Genomic DNA, 23,797 nt, shown 5'->3' with positions numbered 1-23,797 from the left:
GTAATTCATGCCCCGATAATGCCCTCCAGACGCTTCAGGCATTCGAGGTACTGCGCCTCGTCCGGTGGCTGGCCGCTGCGCTGGCTCTCCCACAGGGCCTGACCCAGACACTCCATCATCCGGTGTTCGGCGTCCAGTTCGCCGTAGCGGGCGCACAGGCGGCGGTGCAGGTCGCGGATGCCGGCCGGACGGTCCGTGGCGGCCTGTTCGCGCAGGCCCATGTGCATGGACATGTGCAGGAACGGGTTGGTGGTCCCCGACTCCGGCGGGAACTCGGCGGTCAGGGCCTTCTCGCGGTCGTTCAGCAGGGCATGGTATTCGGGGTGGTCGCGGATGATGCCGACCAGCACCTGTTCCATGTCGCTCAGGGGTTCCTCGTTGCGGGCCTTCTGCCAGGCATCCAGGAACTGGGTTCGCATGCGGTCGCGGTCGCCGTACATCGCATCAGGCCTCGGTCTTGTCCTTGTATTCGCACAGATCGCGGATCACACATTGCCCGCAATCCGGCCGGCGTGCGCGGCACACGTACCTTCCGTGCAGGATCAGCCAGTGGTGGGCGTCGCGCAGGAACTCCTTCGGGGTGAACTTCAGGAGCTTCTTCTCGACCTCCAGCACGGTCTTGCCGGGGGCCAGTCCGGTGCGGTTGGCCACGCGATAGATGTGCGTGTCCACCGCGATGGTGGGTTCGCCGAAGGCCGTGTTCAGCACCACGTTGGCGGTCTTGCGACCGACCCCGGGCAGGGCCTCCAGCGCCTTGCGATCGCGCGGCACCTCGCCGCCGTGGAAGTCCACCAGCATGCGGCAGGCCTTCATGATGTTCTCGGCCTTGGCGTTGTACAGGCCGATGGTGCGGATGCATTCCTTCAGGCCTTCCAGTCCCAGGTCGAGGATGGCCTGCGGGGTGTTCGCCACCGGGAACAGCCGCCGGGTCGCCTTGTTCACGCCCACGTCGGTCGCCTGCGCGGACAGGATGACCGCCACCAGCAGCTCGAACGGGGTGTTGTACTCCAGCTCGGTGGTGGGTTCGGGGTTCGCCGCCCGCAGGCGTTCGAAGATCTCGCGGCGCTTGGCGGCATTCATGGGGCGGGGCTTCCGACGGTTTCAGGGGTTGCAAACGAAACCGGCCCCGCGAACGGGGCCGGACGATGCGCGGGATTGCGGCGCGATCGTGCTCAGACGTGGCGGTATACGCCCACTTCCGGCGCCGGCTCGCGCGGCTTGTCTTCCGCTTCCTTCTCGAGGTCGGCCAGCAGCTTCGAGTGCTTTTCCTCGAGATCGTGCATCGCCTTCTCGTCCATCTTGGGGAAGATGATGTCACGGATGAACGAGCCCAGCTCGGCCAGGCACTCCGCCCAGTACTTGTCGTTCAGATGGAACGAGTGCTCGGCGTGGGTACCCATGGGGTAGCTGTTGAACCGGGTGATCATCGTGACGGACAGATCGCTGTCCTTCTCGACGAAATCCTTGGCGAAGTCGTACCACCACTTGTAGTACTTCTCCTGCAGCTCCTCACCAAAGCCGTGATTCTCGAAGAATGCGGCGATGGTGCCGCGCGGGGCCTGGCCGTAGCGCGTACCGCGCTTGCCGGCGAACGGGAAATGTCCAGCCATGCCTGCTCTCCTGGGACGATTGGAATTTTTGTAGCGGGGGCAGTGTACCCGCTGGGCGCCGGGAATCAAGGCCGGGGCCGCGTTACACTGCGCCCGAACACGCCCGCATGGAGCACGCACCATGGCCGAACCCGACCCGGTCCGTCCACAGGACGGCGAGACGGAGCCCGAACCCGCCGAATATACCCCGCTGCCGCGCAGCTTCCTGATTGGATCGCTGATCGCGCTGGCCCTGTTCATCTGGGGCGTGAGCCTGCTGTGGCCGCACATGGAGGACTGGCTGGGCGAGCTGTCGATCCTGCAGATCGGGCTGCTGGCCAGCTTCGTGGCCGGGTTGTTCACCGCCGTCGGGGCCATCCCCATCTTCTTCCTGCGGCGTCTGAAGCAGTCGGTCGAGGACGCGATGATGGGGTTTGGCGCCGGGGTCATGCTCTCGGCGACCGCCTTCGAGCTGGCGTTGCCGGCGGTGGAGCAGGCCGAAGCCCAGCACGGCAGCGTGGCCATGGCCATCTTCGTGATGGCCGGCGGCATTGCCCTGGGCGGGGGCTTCCTGCTGCTGCTGCACAAGGCCGTGCCGCACGAACACTTCGTGATCGGCCCGCAGAGCGGCGCCGACCCGGCGAAGATCCGCCGGGTGTGGCTGTTCATCTTCGCCATCGCCCTGCACAACCTGCCCGAGGGGCTCGCGGTGGGCGTGGGCTTCGGCGGCGACGACGTCAGCGACGGCATCGCCCTGGCCGTGGCCATCGGGCTGCAGAACATGCCGGAGGGGCTGGTGGTGGCCATCGCCCTGCTGTCGCTGGGCTACAGCCGGGCGGCGGCCTTTGGCGTGACCCTGCTGACCGGACTGGTGCAGCCGGTCGGCGGCCTGATCGGCGCCGGCGCCATCACCCTGATGGAGTTCCTGCTGCCCTGGGGCCTGGCCTTCGCCGCCGGTGCGATGCTGTTCGTCATCAGCCACGAGATCATCCCCGAGTCCCACCGCAAGGGCCACGAGGCCCAGGCCACCACCGGGGTGCTGGTCGGCTTCGTGACCCTGCTGGCCATCGACCTGGCGTTGTAAGATCGTTCAGAGGAGGGCCCGCCATGCGTCTGAGTCCCGAACAGCAACACGCCATCCACCGGGCCGTGGGCGAGACCTTCGGTCCGGAGACCACGGTGTGGCTGTTCGGCTCCCGGACCGATGACTCGGCCCGGGGCGGCGACATCGACCTGCTGATCGATACCCCGATGCGCGATGTCGATTCCATCGTACAGGCTGAGATCGCCCTGCGCGCACGCCTGGAGGCGGAACTGGGCGAGCAGAAGATCGACCTGCTGGTGGACTATCCCGGCCGGCGCCGGCATCCACCCATCTTTCAGGTCGCCCGCGAGGAGGGCATCCGGCTATGAATTCGACCGCCACCGCCATCCAGCGCCTGCGGGACGCCATCGAGGAATGCCGTCGGCACCGCCACCACATGCGCCACGCCCTGTCTTCGCTGGAGCCCCGCCTGCCGCTGGACGGCGACACGCTGGACGCGATGGACGACGAGGGGGTGCAGGACCTGGATCAGTTCATCCTGCGTTTCGGCAAGTTGCAGGACGCCATGGGGATGCGCCTGTTGCCGGCCGTGCTCATGGCACTCCAGGAACCGTTCGAGGATCGTCCGATGCTGGACAAGCTGCACCGGCTTGAAAAGCTCGGCTATCTCGACAACGCCGTGCAGTGGCAGGAGCTGCGCGCCCTGAGAAACGGCTTCGCCCACGATTACCCGGATGAACCCGAGAAGCGCGCGGCCCTGCTGAACCGTGCCATGGAAGGCAGCCGCGAGCTCGAGGCCATCCTCCAGCGCATCGAGCAGCGGCTGGGCGAGGAGAACGCGGGCGGGGTCTCGGGATGACCCGACCGGGGCCACCCCGGGCCGGACCTTCCTGATTGATCGCTGCTCGAGCTTTCGATCCTGCAGATCGGCCTGCTGGCCAGCTTCGTCGCGCCATCGGGGTCATCCCCATCTTCTTCCTGCGTCGCCTGAAGCAGCCGGTGGAGGACGCGATGATGGGCTTTGGCGCCGGGGTGATGCTCGCAGCCACCGCCTTCGAGCTGGCGTTGCCCGCAGTGGAGTAGGCCGAGGCCCAGCACGGCAGCGTGGTCATGGCCATCTTCGTGATGGCCGGCGGCATCGGCCTGGTCGTGGCGATCGGTCCGCAGAACATGCCCAAGGGGCTGGTGGCCGCCATCGTTAACCTGCTCGCAATCGATCTGGCTTTGTAGAACCCGGGAGTGGTATCGTTATCAGTATCCCCCCTAAACGGAGGGGGCGGGACAGTCCAAGAGCGGGCATGCTGGAAGAGGCTGGTGATCTGGACACCTGCACGTGGAAACACACCGCGGTAGGCGGTTTTGCGTTTCATGTTCTTTCCTGACGATGCCCGACCCGGAGGGTTCCTATGCAAAATTTGAAACGTTCCATCTTGCCGATCCTTGGCGGTGCTTTTCTGGTCGGACCGGGGCCTGGTTTTGGGGACACCGTGGAAGTTGAAGTCGAAGGAGAGCGCTGGGAGGTTAGTGCTCTACAAACTTCGTTCAATGCGCAGAGTGATTTGCTCCGAGATCAGCCATGGTGGGGAGACCAACAGCGGGCGGACCAATTCGTAGAATCCGTGTTCGCAGGGATGATGTCCGAAAACGAAGTGATGGAGGTTGGCCCATGGTTCTTCGCCTACGGTGAGGACGAGCTCGAATTTGCGCCCATGGAGCCCATGGAGTTGTCGGAAGACGAGGTGCCGACCTATGTGCAGGCGAGGTTCTGGAACGTTGAGACTGCCGAGGGTTGTGACCCGGAGTCATTGACGGAGCCTTCAGTGGAGATGCGGTCGGTTCCTTGCCCGCGAAGTATCGATGAAGCTTTGCTCGCGATTGCAGAGCGGATGATGTCCCTGGCATCCGTTTCGGAGAGTCTGGAGTCCAGCGGTCGTGCGGTGGGGTCGGCGCTGACCGCCAGCATGCTCAATCTGCATGGGGCGCACGGTCGGCCGATGACGCGCCTCACGGATGCCGGGCAGACGACCGCCTGGGTGCTGGGGGACTACGGCATCCGTTCTCATGGCCCCGCCGACGGATACAGCGGGGTGTTCGGCGTGGGTGCCGGGCACAACTTCGGCCCGGTCCAGCTGAACGCGACGGTCGGACAGTCGCGCACCCGCGACGACCTGGTCTTCGGCGGGCGCGTGCGCAATCAGAGCGACTTCGTGATGCTGGAAGGCATCGTGCCGCTGCTGGAGGAGCGCGGGCTGTTCCTCACCGTGAATGGCTATCACCAGTGGGGTGACGTGGAAGTGCGCCGCGGCTACCTCGACAGTGCCGGCGAGCGGGATGCATCCAGCGCCTCGCCCGACCTGCGCGGCTACGGCGTGCGTGCCCGGGTTGACTGGGTAGACGCCTGGGAAGGCGCCAGTGCCCGTCTGAGTCCCTACGCCGATCTCAGCTACTCGCGCGTGCGTCTGGACAGCTACCGCGAGTCCGGTGGCTCGCTGCCGGCGGAATTCGACCGCCGGCGCGACAGCGTGACCGAGGTGCGCGCCGGCTCCGAGCTGGCCCTGCCCATCCCGGACTCGGTGTTCGAGGTGACGGCCCTCGCCGCGGTTGCCCATCGCTTCGACAGCGACGGCGCCCGCACCAGCGGCCGCATGGTGGGCAATCCGTTCGTGGAGAACGATTTCGACCTCGACGGCCGTGACTACGACCAGACCTGGGTGCGCGGCGGGATCGGCATCGAGGGCCCCATGGGCCCCGGAGACTTCTCCGTGATGCTGAACGGGACGACCACCGGCGAGATGGAATCCGGCTGGCTTGCCGCGTCCTACCGCGTCGATTTCTAGTCACTACCGTCCAGATCGGGTCGGCGACATCCGTCGCCGACCCGGCGGGTCCGGTTTTTCCGTTTCCTGCCCGCCTGACCTTCGCCGCTCGCGCGGACTCCCCATCAGTTCGCCTGACTCCAATCGGCGGCAGCGTCGCCGCCCATGCGCCCAAGCTATGTTGCGCCATTGCAACAGCGGTCCATCCTGGCACCCTCGGTCGCCAGTTGTTGCGCATTCGCAACACGCGGCACTGCCTGTCGCAAGCCCGATCGAAAGTCTCCGCTCGGAGTTTTTCGTCTGCACCTATGGGTAACCCCCGGCCCGTGTCTGGTCTGCCATATCGCGTCAAGAAGTGACGTAAAATCAGTGGCTTGTTTGGTTTCTTCGGCACCCGGCGGCATGCCGACCTTTCCAGCCTCGGCCCGCAACCGACTGCCCGAGTTCACGAATACCGCATTTTTTCCGCCACAAGGGTTGAAATGCGACACCGTGGCGTATATAAAACACAGGACATCGCGGGGCCGACGGGTTCCGGGATGCAACTGACAGCAAGAATTCACCTCCTGGGAGAAGCATCATGAAGAAAAAGATCCTTGCAGTGGCCGTTGCCGGCGCCTTCGCCGTCCCGGCTTTCGCCAACGCCGATTCCTCCGTGACCCTGTCCGGTACCCTGCAGACGCAGGTCATCGGTTATGGTTCCTGGGAAGGTCAGGACAGCAATGTCGAGATGGGCGATGCAGGCGGCATCGTTGCTCGCGGCGACGGTGCTGGCCCCAACCGCATCACCTTCGACGTGAATCATGATCTGGGTGGCGGCCTGTCCGCGATCGCCCGGTACAACACCAATCTGAACGTCAGCAGCGCCGGTGGCCTGTCCGATCGTGACACCTACGTCGGTCTGAGTGGCGACTTCGGTACCGTGACCGTCGGCCGTCAGGCCACCCCGTTCAACACCGCCGGTCGGGATCCGCTGAACGCCACGTTCCTGCAGGGCCGCATGAACGCCGGCCGTACCGGCCCGCTGGGCGGTCTCGGTAACGGTGGCTTCCTGGATGACGCCATCGCCTACTCCAACGACTGGGGCATGGTGAACTTCACCGGCGCTCTGGTCCTGGATCCGGCGGATGATTCCGATACGGCCCTGTCCGCACGCGTGGGCTTCAACGTGATGGATGGCCTGGAGATCTACGGTGCCTACACCCACGCCGATGATCACTCCTTCGTGGCGAACCAGCTTGACGGCAACGCCGGCGAGTTTGTCGATCTGGTTCGTGGTTGGGCAGATATTCTCGGCGTAGGCGGCGCTCTTGATGACCTTGACGGCGACGGCACGAGCATCGAGGATGCGCTGCTGGTGGGTGCCGGTGACGCGCGCCTCGGCAAGATCGGCGCGGACTGGAGCCAGGGCCCGTTCCGCGTGGTCGGTGAGGTCGAGCATGTGGACATCGAAACCGCTGCGGGTGCTAGTGTCGCGGATTATGAGGCCTACTTCCTGTCGGGTACCTACACCATGGGTCAGCTGGACTTCGTCCTGAACCTGGGTCACACCGATAACACCGGCGGCAGCAATGGCCGCGACTACGTTGGTTTTGCCACGAAGTACAACTTCAGCAACAACGTGATGGCCTATGCCGGCGTCGGTTACCTCGACGACCGTGCCGCGGATGGCGGCGATGGTGACGACACCACCTCCGTGGGTGCCGGCATGCGCGTCAGCTTCTAAGAGTCTCGTGCTCTGAAGCAAGCGTTATAACAACGGGCGAAAGTCCGTTTTGCGGGGCCCTCCGGGGCCCCGTTTTTTGTGGAGGGCCGCGCATTGCGCGGCCTTTCGCGTTTGGGTATGGGGTTGGGGTGATGGCACCCGAATGGCTACGATGGACCGAGCGAAGAGTTCTACCGAATTAATGAAGGAGGCAGCATGGAGATCGAGGTGGAGCATCGGCCCGAAAACGAACGGCTGGAGGCACTGGGCGTGTTCGACTGGCCGGTGTGGGAGAAGGAGGCGTCCCGCTTTCCCTGGCATTACGACGAGACCGAGGTGTGCTACATCCTAGAGGGCCAGGTGACGGTGACCCCTGACGGCGGCGAGCCGGTGACGGTGGGCGAGGGGGATTTGGTGACGTTCCCGGCGGGCATGGACTGCACCTGGGAGATCCACCGAGATATCCGCAAGCACTACCGTTTCGAATAGGCGGTGGCGCCGGCATTCACCAGGGGAGCGGGTCCAGGGACGGCCCTGGCCGCGAATATGGAGGCCCGTTGGCGAGGGGGGTACGTGCAAGCCCGCGTTGGAGGCGCCCCAAAAAGGGAAAAGACCGAACAACATCCGTGTTGATCGGCCTTTTCGGCAGGAACTTCCCTGTTCCTGATTGGGGATATTATCGGCGCCCCCGGCCTGAAACAATATCGATTATGTGTTTTTGTGATTAAAACCACAAAAAAAGGATTGGAATCAGTCTAAATCTTCGGCAGAATCAAAGAAGATGGGTTAAAAAGTGACCAATAAACAGCTCTTTAGGGGGCATCAGTCGGCCCAGAGTCCGCCGAGGGGGATGGGGACGGCATCGAAGGGGGCGACGGACACGGGGTCGTCGTTTTCGAACGCATTGAGCAGGAGCCAGTGGCCTTCGTGGTTGGCATAGGCCTCCAGGGTGCGGAGCACGGGGTCGACGAGCCAGACGTGGCCGACACCGTGGGCGGCGTACACGGGCAGTTTTTCCACCCGGTCAACCCGGGCGGTGGATTCGGAGAGGACTTCGCAGACCCAGTCGGGGGCCAGCTCGAACCAGGCGGTCTCGGGCAGGGCGGGCATGCGTTCGCGGCGCCAGCCGGCCAGGTCGGGGACCAGCACATGGCTGCCCAGGTGCAGTTCGGGTTCGTCGAGGATCCACCAGCCGCCAGGGCCGCCATGCCCCTTGTCGTATGGTCCTCCGAGCTCTACGCCCAGCAGGGAGCTGGCGCGGGCATGACGCGGCGCTGGTCGGGGGGTGGTGACAAGCTGCCCATGAATGAGCTCCGCCACCAGGTGGTCCTCGACCTGGAGGAGGTCTTCGTAGGTTGCGTCTCGGGTAGCCGGGTCCGGCATGGGTGTCTGCCTCCTGTTTCCGGGTGACGCCGCGCTTGTTGTTCCATCGTACGGGTTGCGATGCGGGGCGGGAAGACAGGGGGCTTCGCGTGCGAGCACGCTCCCACAAGGGGTGGGCTGTCAAGGAGTGGGCGGGCACCGGTGCTGTGGGAGCGGCCCTGGCCGCGAAGAGGGCGGGGCGGGCTAGTTCAGCGGGCGAGCCACTGGGCGTCGAGCCGGGTGGCTTAGTCGCTCCGCCAGGCGCGCGCCGCGGTCCCACCGGCGACGCAGTGCGCCTCGCTGTCCCCGAGGACGGACCAGTCAGCGACCAGCGCCCCTGCCCTGTTCGCCTTCGCTTTCGCCGACGCGGTCAAGCACCGTGCGTATGACGTCGGCCGCGATGCGGAACTCCGACTGGTGAAGCCGTTCGAAAACCGCGCGTGCGGACGGGATCAGACCCTGGCGGCGCGCCATCCCGATCACGGCGGCGGTCCCCGCCACACGAATACCGGCCTCAAGGGCAAGGGCGCGGCCCATCCGTTCATCCATGAGCACCAGGGCGGGTTCGTCGTGGCCGAGGGCGATCCGGATACAGGCTGCTTCGCCTTCATCCAGTTCGGGTAACGGTGTCGACGAGCGCGGCCCTTGCCGGAGGCACAGCCAGCCGGCGTCCAGCGCGGCGGCGATGGCGGATTCCCCGGGCCTTCCCTGGCCGGGCAGCACCTCGCGGGCGACTTCCTCCGTAATCCCGACTGTTCCGAACAGACGGGGCAACCATTCCAGCCCATCGACGAACGAAAGCCCGATCAAAGGGCTGGCGTCGCTCAGGACGAGGCGAGCCATTCGTCGAGGGTATCCATATCGTGGTCCGCTTCCGTGCCATTCAGGTCCACGACGGGAATCCCGAGCCGGGAAAGATGGCGCGCGAAGTCGGCCGTGGCGAACTCGGCGAGACGCGCCGCACGCGCCAGGGAGAGGTGCCCGTCACGGAACAGGGCGGTGGCCAGGGCCACCTTCACACCCGGCGCGTCGAGTTCCCCCGCATCGTTCAATCCCAGGATGAGGGCATCGGGACGGTCCCGGTTCATGACCACCACCGGCGTTTCGTGGGACTTGCGCAGGGCGCCGGTGGGATTGTTCTTGAGGCCGCTAACGTTCACGACTTCCATGGGAATCCTCCATGGGAATGGTAGTCAGGATCAATACTAGTCCTGTCCATGCTTCCCGGCAATCCGCTCAGCTTCTCGCTGTGGTAGCCCTCGATGGCGAGGTTGCGCACCCGGGAGCTGGCGCGGGAATGACGCGGCGCTGGTCGGGGTGGTTCAGCGGGCGAGCCACTGGGCGTCGAGCCGGGTGGCGAAGGTCTCCTCGACGCGGCGCAGGTAGTACATCATGTCCACCGGCAGGTTGATGCCGTCGTGCATCTGCAGGGGGTAGAGGTCGGCGGCGATCACGCAGTCGGCGATGGAGGGGTGGCCGAGGTAGAAGCCGTGGGCGGCCAGGTGGCGGGCGAGCTCGGGCAGGCGGCTCAGCCGGGCCAGTTGCTGGTAGCCGTCGTAGCGGTCGTTGGCGAGTTCTTCCACGCTCATGCCGAAGCGGTGTTCGACGTTCGCCTTGAAGTCGGCGAGGGCATCGGCGTCCTCGCCGATGCCGTGGTAGCCGGGGGCCAGCGGGGCGTACAGGCGTTCGAGCACGACGTCCACGCGGGCACGCCAGTCGAGCAGGGCCTGCCAGGCGTCTTCGGCGATGATCCCCGCGGACAGCGGTTCGCCGCTCGGGAACAGCTCGTCGATCGCGCGCAGGGCCGCCGTGGTGTCGGTATGCAGGGCGCCGTCGTCGGTGGCGAGCACCGGGGACTGCCGCGCGATGCCCAGCTCGAAGAAGGTCTCGTCGTCGAACCAGTCCACCGCGCGGGTCTCGAGCGCCGCGCCCTTGTACCCGCAGGCCAGGCGGATGCGGTCGGCCTTGGGGTCGTGGGCGAAGTGGTAGAGCGTCGCCATCAGGCGGAGCCCCGGTTTGTTCCGGCCTGAGCCTGCCCGCGCCTGGCGTGGGCGAGGATGAAGTCCCACTGGTCCTCGGTCAGCGGCATCACCGACAGGCGGTTGCCGCGGCGCACCAGCGGGCAGTCGGCCAGCTCCGGCTGCTGCTTGAGCCAGTCGAGGGTGAGGATGTCGTCGAATTTCTCCTCGAAGGCGACGTCCACCCGCAGCCAGCGCGGGTTGTCGGGGTCGCTCTTCGGGTCGTAGTGCTTGTCCTCGGGATCGAACGCGCAGTAGTCCGGGTAGGCCTCGTTCTCGATGCGCATGATGCCGACGATGCCCGGCGGTTTGGCATTGGAGTGGTAGAAGAAGGCGAGATCGCCCTTCTTCATCTCGTCGCGCATCATGTTGCGCACCTGGTAGTTGCGGATCCCGTCCCAGGGCTCCACGCCCACGCGTTCGAGATCGTCGATGCCGAACTCGTCGGGTTCGGATTTCATCAGCCAGTAGCCCATGTCGTCGCGTTCCTTGAATCAGTCGTTGTCAGGTGTCTGCAGGGTAGCAGTGGCCTGTCCGTGCCGGGGGAATACATGCCAGCCGGTCTCGGTGACCACGGCATCCAGCGGCACGTCCCAGGGCTGCACCGGCAGGGCCTCGACCTGCTGCAGGCCATGGGCCACGCCGATCAGCCGCGGGCGGCGGATGCCGAAGCGCCGCCGGGCGAAGTAGCGGTCGTAGTAGCCGGCGCCCATGCCCATGCGGTTGCCGTGGCGGTCGAAGGCGACCAGCGGCATCAGCACCACCTGCATCTCGCGGCGCCAGACCCGCGGCGCGCCGGGGCAGGGCTCGGCGATGCCGAAGCCGTTGTGGCACAGGCGGTCTTCGGGGTGCCATTCGTGGAAATGCATGCGGCCGTTGCGGCGGGTGTCCATCACCGGCAGGGCGATGCGGGTGTCGCGCCTGGCCAGGGCGCAGGTCAGCGCGGTCAGGTCGACCTCGCCGCGCAGGCCGCGGTAGGCGCCGATGCAGCGCGGTTGCCAGCGTTCCAGCCACTTCAGCAGGTGACCGCTGATCGCGCGGTTGTGCTCGGCCAGACGGGCATCGGACAGCGCGGCACGCCGACGGCGCAGTTCGCGCCGGAGCCGGCGGGCGTCCTCGCGGGCGAGGGCGTCGATATCGGGGGCGTGCGCGGTGGTGGACATGGCCGTGAGGGTCATGGGGATGGGCAGGAAAAAAGAGAGGACGCGCCCCGCGGGCGCCGTCGTGGCCTTCGACCTTGAACCAGCGGTTCAGGTGGGAGAAGTCTCCGAATCTTTAGGCTTTCCGCTCGGGGGCGGACCTGCACAGCGAAACGGAAGAACTCGGTCCCTGGGTGTTGCATTAAGGCTCAAGGGTACCACCCGGCCACGTTCGAACGCCGCAGCGACGCGTCCGGGATCATTATGGACCAGATGCCCGGGGCGTGCTCAACCCGGCCCCGCGGAAGGGGAATCCGGTGGCGGGAATCAGGGCTCCGAGCGGGTGGTGCCGGTCTCGGTCGGGCCGCCGGTGCCGGCGTCCGTGCCACGGTCCAGGTTCTGCTCGATGCGTTCGGCCAGCGCGTGCAGGCGTTCGGGGGCGTCGGCCCCGCCCTTTTTCATCCGTTCCAGCTCTTCCTGGCACTCGAGCTTTTCGTGGGCGAGGTTGAGCGCGACCATCACCGCGATGCGCTCGGCCCCGACCACGCGCCCGCCGTCGCGCAGTTCGCGCATGCGCTCGTCGATCAGGGACGCGGAGGCGAACAGGTCGGCGCGCTCCTCGGGCGGGCAGGCGACGTGGTACTCCTTGCCCATGATGGTGATGCGGACCGGCTCGGACTGGCTCATTCGGACTGCTCCATCGCCCGCAGGCGGGCGATCATGGTCTCGACCCGGTGGCGGGCCTGCTCGTTGCGTTCGCGGTAGGTCGCACGTTCGGTACGCAGCTGGCGCACCTGTTCGTGCAGCGCCCGGTTTTCCTCGCGCAGTTCGGCGTTGTCGTCCAGCAGGCGCAGGATCGCGGCCTCGAGACGGTCGAGGGCATCGGGCGCGTGGCTGCCGGAAGAAGCGCTGTCGGACATGGCGGGGCGGGCCTCGGGCTTGAAAAACGGGAGCGAAGTCCCTGAATCCCGGAGTCTAGGAGGGGGGCGTCGGAACCGTCAACCGAAACACCGGCGGGTTGTGTTGCGACCCGCGCAGGGGGTGGCCAGAATATGACCCATGACACAGCCTCCCGAACCCGCACCCGACGCCACGATCATCGAAGGCACGGCCCACAACGGCAAGCCGTGCCGGGTGGTGGACAACACCGGCACGATCCCGCGCGGCGAACTGGAACAGCTGCTGGAGGACCTGGTCCGCGACAAGCGCTTCGGCCTGACGGCGCTGTCCGCGACCGGTTCCAGCGAGATCCGCCTGGGCGAGCCGCAGTTCACCCATCTGCAGATGGGCGATGATCTGTACCGCTTTCTGCTGTTTCCCTACGAAGCCCGTCTGGAGGCCTTCTGATGGCGCAGTCCTGGGAAGAACGTCTGGCCCACGGCCTGCGCACCATGGGGTTCGCGCAGACCCCGGCCTCGGCCCATGGCCTGATCACCGGCTGCCTGGTGGCGGACCCCGAGGCCGGCAATGACCTCCTGATCAAGTCGCTGGGCGAGGCGCTGCCGCTGACCGAGAATCCCGCCGAGGCATTCGACCGGCTGGTGGACGAGCTGCGCCGGCATCTGCTGGCGCAGCTGTACGACATCGAGCTCGGTTTTGCCCCGCTGGTGCCGGAGGATGCGGAGATCGAGACCCGCGCCCAGGCGCTGTCGGAATGGGCCGACGGCTTCATCAGCGGGCTGGGGCAGACGCCGCGGCTGGGCGGGCTCAAGCCGTCGGCAGAGTCGGCGGAGATCCTGCGGGATCTGGCCGAGATCGCGCGCATGGATCCCGAGCCGGAGGACAGCGAGGCCTCGGAGAAGGACTTCGAGGAGCTGTCCGAATACGTGCGTGTGGGCGTGCTGCTGATTGCCGACGAGCTGGCCCCCGAGAACCCGACCCGGATCCCGATGCAATGAGCCGCGCGCCGCAGATCCCCGCCGGTGAACTGGCCCGTCGCCGCCAGCGCCTGATGCGCGCGGCCGGGCGCGATGCCCTGATCGTGATCCCGGGCGCGGTGGAGACCACTCGCAACCGCGACGTCGAGTACCCGTTCCGGCAGAACTCCGATTTCCTCTATCTGACCGATTTCGAGGAACCGGACGCCATCGCGGTGCTGGCCCCGGGGCGCGAGGCCGGCGAATACATCCTGTTCTGCCGCGATCGGGACCCGAAGATGGAGACCTGGACCGGGCGCCGCGCGGGGCCCGACGGGGCGATGGAGCACTTCGGGGCCGACTGCGCCTTCCCGGTGGACGACATCGACGAGATCCTGCCCGGTCTGCTGGAGAACCGCCGCGAGCTGTGCGCGCCGTTCGGCCGCGACGAAGGCTTCGACCGGCGGCTGTTCGGCTGGCTGCAGCAGGTGCGCCGGCGCGCGGCGCGCAGCGGGGTGCGGGTGCCGCACGAGTTCGCCGCGCTGGAACACCACCTGCACGAGCAGCGCCTGTTCAAGAAGGCCCCGGAGCTGAAGATGATGCGCCACGCCGCGGCGATCTCGGTGGGGGCGCACAAGCGCGCGATGCAGGCCTGCCGCCCGGGCATGACCGAATACCAGGTGGCCGCCGAGATCACCCACGAGTTCCATCGCCACGGCACCGAGGCGGCGTATCCGTCCATCGTCGGCGGCGGCGAGAACGGCTGCATCCTGCACTACATCGAGAACCGCGACGTGCTGCGCGACGGCGACCTGCTGCTGATCGACGCCGGTTGTGAGCACCGCGGCTATGCCTCGGACATCACCCGCACCTTCCCGGTGGGCGGGCGCTTCGGCGGGCGCCAGCGCGAGGTCTACGAGATCGTGCTGGACGCGCAGCGCGCCGCCATCGACGCGGTGCGGCCCGGACACCACTGGAACGATCCGCACGACGTCGCGGTGCGCGAGCTGACCCGCGGGCTGCGGGATCTGGGCGTGCTCGAGGGCGAGCTGGATGCGCTGATCGAGGACGAGGCGTATCGCCCGTTCTTCATGCACCGCACCGGCCACTGGCTGGGGCTGGATGTGCACGATGTGGGCGAGTACCGCGTGGGCGAGGCCTGGCGGCAGCTGGAGCCGGGGATGGTGATGACCGTCGAGCCCGGGCTGTATTTCGGCCCGTACTGCGAGGCCCCGGAGGACCTGCGCGGGATCGGCGTGCGCATCGAGGACGACGTGGCCGTGACCCGCGACGGGCACGAGGTGCTGACCGAGGCCTGCCCGAAGACCGTGGAGGCCATCGAGGCCTGCATGGCCGACGGCGCGGCCGGACGTCGCTGAAACCGGGGGAGAGGGAGGCGCATGGAGGCCACCGTGAATCGCGGAACGCAAACTCAAACGCAAACCGAGACCGACATCGCCGTGGTCGGCGGCGGGCCGGTGGGCGGGCTGATGGCCTGCACCCTGGCACGCGCCGGCTACACGGTGAGGCTGTTCGAACGCGGCCCGGCGCCGGATCCGGAGCATCCGCGCGAGGACACCCGTGGCTATGCCCTGGCGGCCGGCTCGGTGACCCTGCTGGACGATCTCGGCTACTGGGCGGAGCTGGCGACCACGGCCGCGCCCATCCGGCGCATCGTGGTCAGCCGCCGCGGCGGGCTGGGCCGGGTGCGCATGGATGCCGCGCAGATGGGCCGCGAGGCCCTGGGGCAGGTGGTGCCGGCCGCGGCGCTGGATCCCCTGCTGGCGCGGGCCCGGGATGCGGCGGGCGTGGTCAGTCATCACGCCACTACCCTGGCGGGCGTGGAGGCGGCTGCGGACGGCGCGCGCCGCCTGCATCTGGAGGGGCCCGACGGGGCGAGGTCCTGCCGCGCACGGCTGCTGATCGCCGCCGACGGCGTGGGTTCGCCCACCCGCGAGGCGCTGGGGATCCCGGTGCAGCGCCACCGCTACGATGCCGATGCCCTGGTGTTCGACGTGCGGCCCTCACGGGCGCACGACGGCGAGGCCTTCGAACGCTTTACCGACGAGGGGCCGCTGGCACTGCTGCCGCAGGCCGACGGGCGCATGAACGTGGTCTGGGTCGCCCCGCCGGAGGTCTGTGACGCTCGCCTGGAGCTGGACGAACCGTCCCGCATGGCGGCGCTGCAGGAACGCTTCGGCTGGGCGCTGGGGCGGCTGCACCCGGCCGGGGGCGTGCTGCGTTTCCCGCTGCAGCGGATGCATGCGCCGCAGCCGTTCGCCGAGCGCGCGCTGCTGCTGGGCAACGCCGCCCACTCGGTGCATCCGGTGGCGGGGCAGGGGCTGAACCTGGCGCTGCGCGACGTGGCCGATCTGCTGGGTGTGCTGCGCGAGGGCGCGCAGCCCGACGGGCGCCCCGCGTTCGTGGCCGATCCCGGTGGCCGGCACGTGCTGGAGGCCTGGGCGCGCCGGCGCGAGGGCGACATCCGCCGCATCGTCGGGGTGACCGATTTCCTCGCCCGCGGGATGCGCCATGTCGACGGGCTGCTGGGCCATGCCCTGGGCCTGGGCATGATGACGGTCGACCGGGTGCCGCCGCTGCGCGATGCCTTCGCGCGCGGGGCGATGGGGCTGCGGCCGGTGCCGCGGCATACCCTGTCGCGACTGCCGGGGGCGCGGGCATGACGCGCGCCGGCGAGCCGCTGGACGTGCTGGTGGTGGGTGGCGGTGCCACCGGCCTGGCCACCGCTCTTGGTTGCGCCCGCGCCGGCATGCGGGTGGCGGTGCTGGAGCGCGGACCGGCGCCGGCGTTCGATCCGGCGACCGCGCCGGTGACCCGGGTGGTCACGCTCAACGCCGCGGCCATGGGTCTGCTGGATCGCTTGGGCGTGCAGGAGGCCCTGGCGGCGAACCGCGCCCATGCCTTCTCCGGCATGCAGGTGTGGGACGCGCACGGCCCCGCGCATATCCGCTTCGACGCGGATGACCTGGGCGTGCCCGAACTCGGCTGGACGGTGGAGAACGCGGCGCTGGAGGCGGTGCTGTGGCAGGCCCTGCGCGAGCGCGGCGTGGCGCTGTGGCCGGAGACCGCGTGGCGCAGTGTGGACCTGCGGCCCGACCGCGTGGATGTCTATGCCGAGGGGCATGCGCCGCTGGCCTCGGCGCGCCTGGTGGTGGCGGCCGACGGGGCGCGTTCGGCCCTGCGCGAACGCGCGGGGATCGCCGTGACCGAACGCCCGTACCACGCGCGCGGGGTGGTGGCCACGGTAGAGACCGCGCAGGGGCATGGCGATACCGCCTGGCAGCGCTTCGACGACGAACGCATCCTGGCCTTCCTGCCGCTGGGTGACGGGCGCTGTTCCATCGTCTGGTCGCTGCCGGAGCCCGAGGCCGATGACGTGATGGCGATGGATGATGCGACCTTTATCCGCGAGCTGTCCGGCGCGATCGACGGCGGTCCCGGCCCGGTGACCGGCACCTCGCCGCGGGCGGCCTTTCCGCTGGTGGCGCGTCATGCGCGCGACTACTTCTCCGGGCGGGTGGTGCTGGCCGGGGACGCGGCGCACACCATCCACCCGCTGGCGGGGCAGGGGCTCAACCTGGGGCTGGCAGACGTGGACGCGCTGCTGCGCCAGCTTGCCGGCCCCAACCGGCGCGACCCCGGCGATCCGCGCGGGCTGCGCGCCTACACCCGTGCGCGGCGCCCGGAGAACGCGATGATGCAGCGCGCGATGGACGGCTTCCGCCTGCTGTTCGGTGCCCGCCGCGCCGGTCTGCCGGAACTGCGCGGGGCCGGGGTGCGGCTGGTGGACGGGCTGGTCCCGGTCAAGCGCCAGCTCGCGCTGCGGGCGTTCGGGCTGGACGGCATCCGCCGCTGATCTGATCCATGGACCCGATCCCATGTACCCGGCATGAACCGGGGCATTGGGTTCCGGCGCCGGATCGCCTATAATTGATCTTACGCCAGCGGGGCACGAAACGCTCCGCACATCATCCTGGAAGAGTTCTGCCGCGCCGCGCCTCGGGCGCGCGCCGCAGACGCCGAAGGCGCAACATCCGCCCGGAATCGCTCAGGCTTCAGGACCGGGATGGTGAAACGGCGAACTCTGGAGAGCGGCCGGCAGACGGCCCACCGAAGGGGGCGATCGCCCGGGTCCACAGGACCGCGGGGCGCGCAAACTCTCAGGTTTCAGGACAGAGGGGCGGCTGGCAGTTAATCCTGTCGGCCGCCCTTTTTTATGCGCGGATGACCGCGACGCCATCGACGCCGGAACAACTGCAGGACGAAAAGCATGACGCTGAAGAAAACCCCGCTCCATGCCGCCCATGAACGTGCCGGCGCCAAGCTGGTCGATTTCGCCGGCTGGGAGATGCCGCTGCATTACGGCTCGCAGATGGAAGAGCACAAGAAGGTGCGCGCCGGCGCCGGCATGTTCGATGTTTCGCACATGCGCGTGGTCGACATCCACGGCCCGCAGGCGCAGGCCTTCCTGCGCTATCTGCTGGCCAACGACGTGGCCAAACTGAAGACCGAAGGCCGCGCGCTGTACAGCTGCATGCTGAACGAGCGCGGCGGCGTGATCGACGACCTGATCATCTACTGGCTGGGCGGGGACACCTATCGCGCGGTGGTCAACGCGGGCACCGCCGAGGGCGACATCGCCCACATGCAGTCCGTGGCGCAGGACTTTGACGTCCGCGTGGAGCCGCGCCCGGAATTCGCCCTGATCGCGGTGCAGGGCCCCGAGGCGGTGGCGAAGACGCTGCCGCTGCTGCCGGAAGACCTGCGCGGCGCGGGCGAGCTCAAGCCGTTCTCCGCGCTGTGGAACGACCAGTGGTTCGTCGCGCGCACCGGCTACACCGGCGAAGACGGCTTCGAGGTGATGCTGCCGGCCGCGGAGGCCGAGGGCTTCTGGCAGGCGCTGCTGGATGCCGGGGTCGACCCCATCGGTCTGGGTGCGCGTGACACCCTGCGCCTGGAGGCCGGGATGAATCTCTACGGCACCGACATGGATGCCGACACCAGTCCGCTGACCGCCAACCTCGGCTGGACCGTGGCGCTGAAGGATGCCGAGCGTGATTTCATCGGTCGTGCGGCCATCGAACGCGAGAAGGCCGCGGGCGTGCAGCAGCGCCTGGTGGGCGTGGTGCTGGAAGGCCGCGGCGTGCTGCGCGGCGGGACGCGTATCGTGACCGACGCCGGCGACGGCGAGGTGACCTCGGGCAGCTTCGCGCCCAGCCTGGGCGTGTCCGTCGGCTTCGCGCGGGTGCCGGCCGCCGCGGCCGATGCCGAGCGCCTGGAGGCGGAGATCCGCGGGAAGCACCTGCCGGTGCGGGTCGTGCGCCCGGTGTTCGTGCGCAACGGCGAGCCGCAGATCGAACTGCCTTCCGCCTGATACGGGACGTACAATGGCAACGCGCAGTGGCACACTGCGTACCCGGGTTTCAACGCTATAACGCTATAAGGATGACGTCATGAGCGAAGCACCGAAGGACCTGAAATACACCAAGAGCCATGAATGGGTTCGTACCGAAGACGACGGTACCGTGACCATCGGCATCACCGATCACGCGCAGGAGCTGCTGGGTGATCTGGTGTTCGTCGAGGCCCCCGAGGCCGGCAGCAGCCTGGAGGCCGGCGCGGCCTGTGCCACGGTCGAGTCGGTCAAGGCCGCCTCCGACATCTACGCCCCGATCACGGGCGAGGTGACCGAGACCAACGCGGAGCTGGAAGACAGCCCCGAGAAGGTCAACGAGTCGCCCTTCGAGGATGGCTGGCTGTTCCGTATGAAGCCGGCGGATGCCGGCGAGCTGGACGGCCTGATGGACGCGGACGCCTACGCCGCGCACGTCGAAGCCGAATCCTGAAGCCACCGGCGGTGGCCGTACCCCGGTGTCCGACGGGCACCGGGGCGCCGCCGAAGAACTTCGCGTCAGCGAAAGCGAGAAAGTCATGCCGTTTATCCCGCATACCGAAGAAGACATCCGTTCGATGCTCGACTCCATCGGCGCCGATTCCGTGGAGGATCTGTTCGACGAGATCCCGGCCGGGCTGCGCGCGCCGCCGCTGGAGGGCATCCCCGAGGGTCTCAACGAAATGGGGATCTCCCGCCTGATGCAGGAGCGGGCCGCCCGCGACGGCATGCCCTCGAATTTCATTGGCGCCGGGGCGTATGAGCACCACATCCCGGCGGCCGTGTGGCAGATCGCCACCCGCGGCGAGTACTACAGCGCCTACACGCCCTACCAGGCCGAGGCGTCGCAGGGCACGCTGCAGCTGATCTACGAGTACCAGACCATGATGGCCCGTCTGACCGGCATGGAGGCCTCCAACGCCTCGCTGTATGACGGTGCCTCCGCGCTGGCCGAGGCCGTGCTGATGGCAGTGCGCGTCAACCGCCGGTCGAAGAGCAAGCGGGTGCTGGTCCCGGGTGCGCTGAATCCGGTGTACCGCCGCGTGATCGACACCCTGATCGGCAATCAGGGCATCGAGCTGATCGAGGTCCCGTTCGACGAGACCACCGGACAGACCCCGGTGGAGGCGCTGGCCGCGTACGCCGACGACGACATCACCGCGATGATCATCAGCCAGCCGAACTTCTTCGGCATCCTCGAGGACGTGGATGGCCTGACCGGCTGGGCCGAGGAGCGCGAGATCCCGGTCATCGGCGTGGTCAATCCGGTCTCGCTGGCGCTGCTGAAGCCGCCGGGCGAGTGGGGCGGCAACGGCGTCGACATCGTGGTCGGCGAAGGCCAGCCGCTGGGCGCGCCGCTGTCCTCCGGAGGGCCGTATTTCGGCTTCATGACCACGCGCAAGAAGCACATCCGGCAGATGCCGGGGCGCATCGTCGGGCGCGCCGAGGATGCCGACGGCAAGCCGGGCTTCGTGCTGACGTTGCAGGCCCGCGAGCAGCACATCCGCCGCTCCAAGGCCACCTCCAACATCTGCACCAACCAGGGGCTGGTGGTGACGGCCGCGACCATCCACATGTCCATGCTGGGTGACGAGGGCCTGACCCGCGTGGCCGAGGCCTGCTACGCCAACACCCATGCCCTGGTGGAAAAGCTCGCCGCCAAGGGCATCAAGCCGCGCTTCACCGGCGAATATTTCCACGAGGTGGCGCTGGACTTCGGTGGCAATGCCGCCGGGCAGCTGCAGGCGATGGCCGACGCCGGCGTGCTCGCCGGGCACGACCTGGGGCGCGACTACCCGGCGCTGGATGGCTGCGTGCTGGCCTGCGTCACCGAGACCAAGAACGAGAACGATCTGGAGCAGTACGTGGCTGCCTGCGAGCAGGCCCGCGCGGCCTGAGCGGGGAGTCACTCCACGCGACGTGCCATACCCCAACCGCCGAGGAGGCTGACATGGCCGAGACCAAGCTAGAGGGCAACACGATCCACACCAACGGCGACCTGCCCCACGTGGGTTCGCCGGCTCCGGACTTCAACCTGACGGGCAAGGACCTGAACGATGTCTCGCTCGCCGATTTCGGCGACAAGCGCAAGATGATCTACATCGTGCCCAGTCTCGACACGCCGGTGTGTGCCGAGTCGACCAAGAAGATCAACCAGTTCGTCGAACAGCGCCCCGACGTGCATGCACTCATCGTCTCCGCCGATCTGCCCTTCGCGATGGACCGTTTCTGCTCCGTGGAGGGGCTGGAACGCGTCACGGTGCTGTCGATGATGCGCGATCGCAATTTCGCCAGGGACTACGGCGTGCTGATCCAGGACGGACCTCTGGCCGGGATCACCGCCCGCGCGATGCTGGTGCTGGATGCCGACAATCTGGTGATGCATGCCCAGCTGGTCCCCGAGATCGGCGACGAACCCGACTACGACGCGGTCTTCGCCGCGCTGGACGACCGGGCGACGCTGAGCCCCACCCAGTAACGCGACAGGCCTCCGGCGGGCCCCGCGCGGTGCAGATCCGCCGGGGCCCGCCGTCTACCCGAATACCGAAGCGAGAAACCGCCATGAACACCACGGAAACCAAGCTGATCTTCGAACATTCCCACGCCGGTCGCTCCGCCGTGGCCCAGGCGCCGCAGGAACACGCGGCCACGGCCATCCCCGCGCACCTGCGGCGGAAGTCGGCGCCCGGCCTGCCGGCCGCCTCGGAGCTGGACGTGGTGCGTCACTACACGCGGCTGTCGCAGAAGAATTTCTCCATCGACACCGAGTTCTATCCGCTGGGCTCGTGCACGATGAAATACAACCCGCGCGCCTGTAACAGCCTGGCGATGCTGCCCGGGTTCCTGAATCGCCATCCGCTGGCCCCGGCCAGCCACAGCCAGGGCTTCCTGCAGACCATGTACGAGCTGCAGGAGATGCTGCGCGAGGTCACCGGCATGCAGGACGTGTCGCTGGCGCCGATGGCGGGCGCGCAGGGCGAGTTCACCGGCGTGGCCATGATCCGCGCCTACCACGATGCCCGCGGCGACACCGAGCGTCGCGAGATCATCGTCCCGGATGCCGCGCACGGCACCAACCCGGCCACCGCGATCATGTGCGGCTACGAGGTGCGCGAGATCCCCACCGATGCCAGCGGCGACGTGAATATCGACGCGCTGCGCGAGGCCGTGGGTCCGCAGACCGCCGGGATCATGCTCACCAACCCGTCCACCGTGGGCGTCTTCGAGCGCCGCATCGAGGAGATCGCGAAGATCGTGCACGAGGCCGGCGGCCTGCTGTATTACGACGGCGCCAATCTCAACGCCATCCTCGGCAAGGTGCGTCCGGGCGACATGGGCTTCGACGTGATCCACATGAACCTGCACAAGACCTTCTCCACGCCGCACGGCGGTGGCGGTCCGGGTTCCGGCGCGGTGGGCGTGGGCGAGCGGTTGCTGCCGTACATGCCGGTGCCGCATGTGGAAGAAGACGGGCAGGGCGGCTACCGCCTGGCCGACGAGGCCGACCGGCCCGAGACCATCGGCCGGCTGTCCGCGTTCATGGGCAACCCCGGCGTGCTGCTGCGTGCCTATGTGTACATGCGCATGCTGGGTCGCGAGGGCATGGTTCGGGTCGCCGAGTTCGCGACCCTCAACGCCAACTACCTCGCGAGCGAGCTCAGGGCCGCCGGATTTGATCTGGCCTATCCGGAACGCCGCGCGACCCACGAGTTCATCGTCACCCTGAAGAAGCAGGCGAAGGAGACGGGGCTGACCGCCGGCGACGTGGCCAAGCGGCTGCTGGATCACGGCTTCCATGCCCCCACCACCTACTTCCCGCTGCTGGTGCCGGAATGCCTGCTGGTGGAGCCGACCGAAACCGAGGCGAAGGAGACCCTGGACGCCTTTGTCGAGGCGATGGCCTGCATCCTCGCCGAGTCGGCGGACGACATCGACACCATCAAGTCGTCGCCGCACAACCTGCCGAACCGCCGTTTCAACGAAGTGGCGGCGGCCAAGGCGCTCGACCTGGTGTACCAGGAACCGACCGGCGACGCCGCCGGCGCGCAACCGCGCAGCGGCACCCACGGCTGACGCGCCATCCGGGCGGGGCTTCTTCCGGGCCCCCCCACCTGCACACCTTTCGCCTGCAAGCAGGCTCCTACGGGTCGGTACAGGCCATGTAGGAGCGAGCTTGCTCGCGGATGCCTAGCGAATGCCCAGGCCGACGCGGCTTATTCGCGCTTCATGCAGTCGAGGAAGCCGTCGGCCAGGTCGTCCATCAGTTCGAACCAGGCGTCCGGGCCGGGCCGGATGTCGACGCCGACCGGGTCCAGTTGACCCAGGCGCGTCGCGTGTCCTTCCACGATGGTCTCGGCCAGCGCCGGGCGGAACTGCGGTTCGGTGAACAGGCAGGTGACATCGTCCGCGGACAGGCGATCACGCAGTTCGCTGATGCGCCGTGCCCCGGGACTGCGGGACGGGTCGACGGTGATGGAGCCGGCTGCGTTCAGGCCGTAATGGGCCTCGAAATACTGGTAGGCGTCGTGGAACACCACGAAGGCCTCGCCGCGCACCGGTTCCAGACGCTCTTTCAGTTCGGCATCGAACTCGTCGATGCGTTCCAGCATGCGGTCGCGGTTGTCTTCCAGGGCGCCGGCCTTGTCGGGGTAATTCTCCCCGAGTCGGTCCGCAAGCTGCGTCACGATCGCCCGGGCGTTGTCGGGTGACAGCCAGATGTGGGCGTCCTGGTGGCCATGTGCGTGGTCATGGCCGTGGTCGTGGTCATGGTCATGCCCGTGGTCATGGTCATGCCCGTGGTCATGGTCATGCCCGTGGTCATGGTCATGCCCGTGGTCATGGTCATGCCCGTGG

At 67.8% G+C, this 23,797-nt stretch carries 28 protein-coding genes, 1 other RNA gene, 1 pseudogene and 2 riboswitches; of the genes and pseudogenes, 17 read left to right on the top strand and 13 right to left on the bottom strand.

What is annotated here, in order from left to right:
• Positions 1–5: 5 nt before the first annotated feature.
• From F787_RS0110645 to F787_RS0110635, 3 genes are all read right to left on the bottom strand, one after another.
• Positions 6–440: a DUF1841 family protein gene (locus F787_RS0110645; RefSeq protein ID WP_018871454.1), complete on the bottom strand. Its 435-nt coding sequence runs from the start codon at positions 438–440 to the stop codon at positions 6–8.
• Between the two features lie 4 nt (positions 441–444).
• A complete protein-coding gene (gene nth, locus F787_RS0110640) occupies positions 445–1,080 on the bottom strand; it encodes an endonuclease III (RefSeq protein ID WP_028492151.1) in 636 nt (211 codons plus the stop codon).
• A gap of 92 nt (positions 1,081–1,172) precedes the next feature.
• Positions 1,173–1,610 (bottom strand): hypothetical protein, encoded by a 438-nt coding sequence (locus F787_RS0110635; protein WP_028492150.1) that lies wholly within the window; start codon positions 1,608–1,610, stop codon positions 1,173–1,175.
• 121 nt (positions 1,611–1,731) lie between these two features.
• On the opposite strand from F787_RS0110635, the gene F787_RS0110625 reads away from it, so the two are divergent.
• The 7 genes and pseudogenes from F787_RS0110625 (at position 1,732) to F787_RS0110590 (ending at position 7,644) form a co-directional block, all read left to right on the top strand.
• Positions 1,732–2,673: a ZIP family metal transporter gene (locus F787_RS0110625; RefSeq protein ID WP_028492149.1), complete on the top strand. Its 942-nt coding sequence runs from the start codon at positions 1,732–1,734 to the stop codon at positions 2,671–2,673.
• A 23-nt stretch (positions 2,674–2,696) separates the two neighbouring features.
• Positions 2,697–3,002, top strand: a complete 306-nt coding sequence (locus F787_RS0110620) for a nucleotidyltransferase domain-containing protein (RefSeq protein ID WP_028492148.1) — start codon at positions 2,697–2,699, stop codon at positions 3,000–3,002.
• Entirely contained in the window at positions 2,999–3,493 is a 495-nt protein-coding gene (locus F787_RS0110615; RefSeq protein WP_028492147.1) for a hypothetical protein, read from the top strand. The genes F787_RS0110620 and F787_RS0110615 overlap by 4 nt, the downstream gene beginning before the upstream one ends.
• Before the next feature lie 42 nt (positions 3,494–3,535).
• A pseudogene (locus tag F787_RS0110610) lies at positions 3,536–3,780 on the top strand (ZIP family metal transporter); the annotation flags it as partial.
• A 743-nt stretch (positions 3,781–4,523) separates the two neighbouring features.
• Complete coding sequence (locus F787_RS0110600; protein ID WP_231373428.1) at positions 4,524–5,471, top strand: autotransporter outer membrane beta-barrel domain-containing protein; 948 nt, start codon at positions 4,524–4,526, stop codon at positions 5,469–5,471.
• 559 nt (positions 5,472–6,030) lie between these two features.
• Positions 6,031–7,176 carry a porin gene (locus F787_RS0110595; protein ID WP_028492144.1) on the top strand — a complete coding sequence of 382 codons (1,146 nt, stop codon included), beginning with the start codon at positions 6,031–6,033 and terminating at the stop codon, positions 7,174–7,176.
• A 195-nt stretch (positions 7,177–7,371) separates the two neighbouring features.
• Positions 7,372–7,644 carry a cupin domain-containing protein gene (locus F787_RS0110590; RefSeq protein ID WP_028492143.1) on the top strand — a complete coding sequence of 91 codons (273 nt, stop codon included), beginning with the start codon at positions 7,372–7,374 and terminating at the stop codon, positions 7,642–7,644.
• Positions 7,645–7,977: 333 nt separating this feature from the next.
• On the opposite strand, the gene F787_RS0110585 is transcribed toward F787_RS0110590, so the two are convergent.
• From F787_RS0110585 to zapB, 9 genes are all read right to left on the bottom strand, one after another.
• The gene (locus tag F787_RS0110585) at positions 7,978–8,538 is read right to left on the bottom strand and encodes a Uma2 family endonuclease (protein ID WP_028492142.1); all 561 of its coding nucleotides are present in this window, start codon (positions 8,536–8,538) and stop codon (positions 7,978–7,980) included.
• Positions 8,539–8,838: 300 nt separating this feature from the next.
• Positions 8,839–9,360, bottom strand: a complete 522-nt coding sequence (locus tag F787_RS0110580; protein WP_028492141.1) for a DUF3368 domain-containing protein — start codon at positions 9,358–9,360, stop codon at positions 8,839–8,841.
• A complete protein-coding gene (locus F787_RS0110575; RefSeq protein ID WP_018871279.1) occupies positions 9,342–9,686 on the bottom strand; it encodes a UPF0175 family protein in 345 nt (114 codons plus the stop codon). Before F787_RS0110575 ends, F787_RS0110580 begins: the two co-directional genes overlap by 19 nt.
• Positions 9,687–9,839: 153 nt before the next feature.
• Positions 9,840–10,517 carry a glutathione S-transferase family protein gene (locus tag F787_RS0110570; RefSeq protein ID WP_028492140.1) on the bottom strand — a complete coding sequence of 226 codons (678 nt, stop codon included), beginning with the start codon at positions 10,515–10,517 and terminating at the stop codon, positions 9,840–9,842.
• Positions 10,517–11,011, bottom strand: coding sequence for an EVE domain-containing protein (locus tag F787_RS0110565; protein WP_019021133.1), 495 nt, complete (start codon positions 11,009–11,011; stop codon positions 10,517–10,519). The genes F787_RS0110570 and F787_RS0110565 overlap by 1 nt, the downstream gene beginning before the upstream one ends.
• An 18-nt stretch (positions 11,012–11,029) precedes the next feature.
• On the bottom strand, positions 11,030–11,698 hold the full coding sequence (locus F787_RS0110560) for a 5-formyltetrahydrofolate cyclo-ligase (RefSeq protein WP_028492139.1): 669 nt from the start codon (positions 11,696–11,698) through the stop codon (positions 11,030–11,032).
• Between the two features lie 41 nt (positions 11,699–11,739).
• A non-coding RNA gene (ssrS, locus tag F787_RS16485) (6S RNA) lies at positions 11,740–11,925 on the bottom strand.
• A gap of 76 nt (positions 11,926–12,001) precedes the next feature.
• Entirely contained in the window at positions 12,002–12,361 is a 360-nt protein-coding gene (locus tag F787_RS0110555; RefSeq protein WP_019021131.1) for a cell division protein ZapA, read from the bottom strand.
• On the bottom strand, positions 12,358–12,594 hold the full coding sequence (gene zapB / locus F787_RS0110550; RefSeq protein ID WP_018871274.1) for a cell division protein ZapB: 237 nt from the start codon (positions 12,592–12,594) through the stop codon (positions 12,358–12,360). The genes F787_RS0110555 and zapB overlap by 4 nt, the downstream gene beginning before the upstream one ends.
• A 139-nt stretch (positions 12,595–12,733) precedes the next feature.
• Between zapB and F787_RS0110545 the strand changes: the two genes are divergently transcribed.
• From F787_RS0110545 to gcvPB, 10 genes are all read left to right on the top strand, one after another.
• On the top strand, positions 12,734–13,021 hold the full coding sequence (locus F787_RS0110545) for a hypothetical protein (RefSeq protein ID WP_018946276.1): 288 nt from the start codon (positions 12,734–12,736) through the stop codon (positions 13,019–13,021).
• A complete protein-coding gene (locus F787_RS0110540) occupies positions 13,021–13,572 on the top strand; it encodes a UPF0149 family protein (protein ID WP_018871272.1) in 552 nt (183 codons plus the stop codon). Before F787_RS0110545 ends, F787_RS0110540 begins: the two co-directional genes overlap by 1 nt.
• Positions 13,569–14,909: a Xaa-Pro aminopeptidase gene (gene pepP, locus F787_RS0110535; RefSeq protein ID WP_028492138.1), complete on the top strand. Its 1,341-nt coding sequence runs from the start codon at positions 13,569–13,571 to the stop codon at positions 14,907–14,909. The genes F787_RS0110540 and pepP overlap by 4 nt, the downstream gene beginning before the upstream one ends.
• Before the next feature lie 21 nt (positions 14,910–14,930).
• Positions 14,931–16,214 (top strand): FAD-dependent monooxygenase, encoded by a 1,284-nt coding sequence (locus F787_RS0110530; protein ID WP_051246117.1) that lies wholly within the window; start codon positions 14,931–14,933, stop codon positions 16,212–16,214.
• Positions 16,211–17,407, top strand: coding sequence for an FAD-dependent oxidoreductase (locus F787_RS0110525; protein ID WP_028492136.1), 1,197 nt, complete (start codon positions 16,211–16,213; stop codon positions 17,405–17,407). Before F787_RS0110530 ends, F787_RS0110525 begins: the two co-directional genes overlap by 4 nt.
• Positions 17,408–17,515: 108 nt before the next feature.
• A riboswitch (glycine riboswitch) is annotated at positions 17,516–17,625 on the top strand.
• Positions 17,626–17,737, top strand: a riboswitch (glycine riboswitch).
• 84 nt (positions 17,738–17,821) lie between these two features.
• On the top strand, positions 17,822–18,925 hold the full coding sequence (gcvT, locus tag F787_RS0110520) for a glycine cleavage system aminomethyltransferase GcvT (RefSeq protein ID WP_018871268.1): 1,104 nt from the start codon (positions 17,822–17,824) through the stop codon (positions 18,923–18,925).
• 79 nt (positions 18,926–19,004) lie between these two features.
• Complete coding sequence (gene gcvH / locus F787_RS0110515; RefSeq protein ID WP_018871267.1) at positions 19,005–19,397, top strand: glycine cleavage system protein GcvH; 393 nt, start codon at positions 19,005–19,007, stop codon at positions 19,395–19,397.
• An 85-nt stretch (positions 19,398–19,482) separates the two neighbouring features.
• Entirely contained in the window at positions 19,483–20,841 is a 1,359-nt protein-coding gene (gene gcvPA, locus F787_RS0110510; RefSeq protein WP_026279628.1) for an aminomethyl-transferring glycine dehydrogenase subunit GcvPA, read from the top strand.
• Positions 20,842–20,894: 53 nt separating this feature from the next.
• Entirely contained in the window at positions 20,895–21,422 is a 528-nt protein-coding gene (gene tpx / locus F787_RS0110505; RefSeq protein ID WP_018871265.1) for a thiol peroxidase, read from the top strand.
• 83 nt (positions 21,423–21,505) lie between these two features.
• Positions 21,506–23,017: an aminomethyl-transferring glycine dehydrogenase subunit GcvPB gene (gene gcvPB, locus F787_RS0110500; RefSeq protein WP_028492135.1), complete on the top strand. Its 1,512-nt coding sequence runs from the start codon at positions 21,506–21,508 to the stop codon at positions 23,015–23,017.
• A 140-nt stretch (positions 23,018–23,157) separates the two neighbouring features.
• On the opposite strand, the gene F787_RS0110495 is transcribed toward gcvPB, so the two are convergent.
• Positions 23,158–23,797: zinc ABC transporter substrate-binding protein (locus tag F787_RS0110495; protein WP_028492134.1), on the bottom strand; the 640-nt coding region annotated here is incomplete at its 5' end.

Origin of the sequence: Thioalkalivibrio sp. ALE19, assembly GCF_000428605.1 — a bacterium.
In the GTDB taxonomy this organism is placed as follows: Bacteria; Pseudomonadota; Gammaproteobacteria; order Ectothiorhodospirales; family Ectothiorhodospiraceae; genus Thioalkalivibrio.
The sequence above is the reverse complement of the archived record's forward strand: the minus strand, read 5'-3'. Positions and strand labels throughout refer to the sequence as shown.

Coding starts and splice junctions, on each gene's coding strand:
- gcvPB (WP_028492135.1), top strand. CDS start 21,506: ATGAACACCACGGAAACCAAGCTGATCTTCGAACATTCCCACGCCGGT.
- nth (WP_028492151.1), bottom strand. CDS start 1,080: ATGAATGCCGCCAAGCGCCGCGAGATCTTCGAACGCCTGCGGGCGGCG.
- F787_RS0110540 (WP_018871272.1), top strand. CDS start 13,021: ATGGCGCAGTCCTGGGAAGAACGTCTGGCCCACGGCCTGCGCACCATG.
- F787_RS0110595 (WP_028492144.1), top strand. CDS start 6,031: ATGAAGAAAAAGATCCTTGCAGTGGCCGTTGCCGGCGCCTTCGCCGTC.
- F787_RS0110635 (WP_028492150.1), bottom strand. CDS start 1,610: ATGGCTGGACATTTCCCGTTCGCCGGCAAGCGCGGTACGCGCTACGGC.
- F787_RS0110585 (WP_028492142.1), bottom strand. CDS start 8,538: ATGCCGGACCCGGCTACCCGAGACGCAACCTACGAAGACCTCCTCCAG.
- F787_RS0110645 (WP_018871454.1), bottom strand. CDS start 440: ATGTACGGCGACCGCGACCGCATGCGAACCCAGTTCCTGGATGCCTGG.
- gcvPA (WP_026279628.1), top strand. CDS start 19,483: ATGCCGTTTATCCCGCATACCGAAGAAGACATCCGTTCGATGCTCGAC.
- F787_RS0110620 (WP_028492148.1), top strand. CDS start 2,697: ATGCGTCTGAGTCCCGAACAGCAACACGCCATCCACCGGGCCGTGGGC.
- F787_RS0110580 (WP_028492141.1), bottom strand. CDS start 9,360: ATGGCTCGCCTCGTCCTGAGCGACGCCAGCCCTTTGATCGGGCTTTCG.
- F787_RS0110525 (WP_028492136.1), top strand. CDS start 16,211: ATGACGCGCGCCGGCGAGCCGCTGGACGTGCTGGTGGTGGGTGGCGGT.
- F787_RS0110555 (WP_019021131.1), bottom strand. CDS start 12,361: ATGAGCCAGTCCGAGCCGGTCCGCATCACCATCATGGGCAAGGAGTAC.
- F787_RS0110560 (WP_028492139.1), bottom strand. CDS start 11,698: ATGTCCACCACCGCGCACGCCCCCGATATCGACGCCCTCGCCCGCGAG.
- F787_RS0110530 (WP_051246117.1), top strand. CDS start 14,931: ATGGAGGCCACCGTGAATCGCGGAACGCAAACTCAAACGCAAACCGAG.
- F787_RS0110615 (WP_028492147.1), top strand. CDS start 2,999: ATGAATTCGACCGCCACCGCCATCCAGCGCCTGCGGGACGCCATCGAG.
- F787_RS0110575 (WP_018871279.1), bottom strand. CDS start 9,686: ATGGAAGTCGTGAACGTTAGCGGCCTCAAGAACAATCCCACCGGCGCC.
- F787_RS0110545 (WP_018946276.1), top strand. CDS start 12,734: ATGACACAGCCTCCCGAACCCGCACCCGACGCCACGATCATCGAAGGC.
- gcvH (WP_018871267.1), top strand. CDS start 19,005: ATGAGCGAAGCACCGAAGGACCTGAAATACACCAAGAGCCATGAATGG.
- F787_RS0110590 (WP_028492143.1), top strand. CDS start 7,372: ATGGAGATCGAGGTGGAGCATCGGCCCGAAAACGAACGGCTGGAGGCA.
- pepP (WP_028492138.1), top strand. CDS start 13,569: ATGAGCCGCGCGCCGCAGATCCCCGCCGGTGAACTGGCCCGTCGCCGC.
- F787_RS0110600 (WP_231373428.1), top strand. CDS start 4,524: ATGTCCCTGGCATCCGTTTCGGAGAGTCTGGAGTCCAGCGGTCGTGCG.
- F787_RS0110570 (WP_028492140.1), bottom strand. CDS start 10,517: ATGGCGACGCTCTACCACTTCGCCCACGACCCCAAGGCCGACCGCATC.
- F787_RS0110565 (WP_019021133.1), bottom strand. CDS start 11,011: ATGGGCTACTGGCTGATGAAATCCGAACCCGACGAGTTCGGCATCGAC.
- gcvT (WP_018871268.1), top strand. CDS start 17,822: ATGACGCTGAAGAAAACCCCGCTCCATGCCGCCCATGAACGTGCCGGC.
- F787_RS0110625 (WP_028492149.1), top strand. CDS start 1,732: ATGGCCGAACCCGACCCGGTCCGTCCACAGGACGGCGAGACGGAGCCC.
- zapB (WP_018871274.1), bottom strand. CDS start 12,594: ATGTCCGACAGCGCTTCTTCCGGCAGCCACGCGCCCGATGCCCTCGAC.
- tpx (WP_018871265.1), top strand. CDS start 20,895: ATGGCCGAGACCAAGCTAGAGGGCAACACGATCCACACCAACGGCGAC.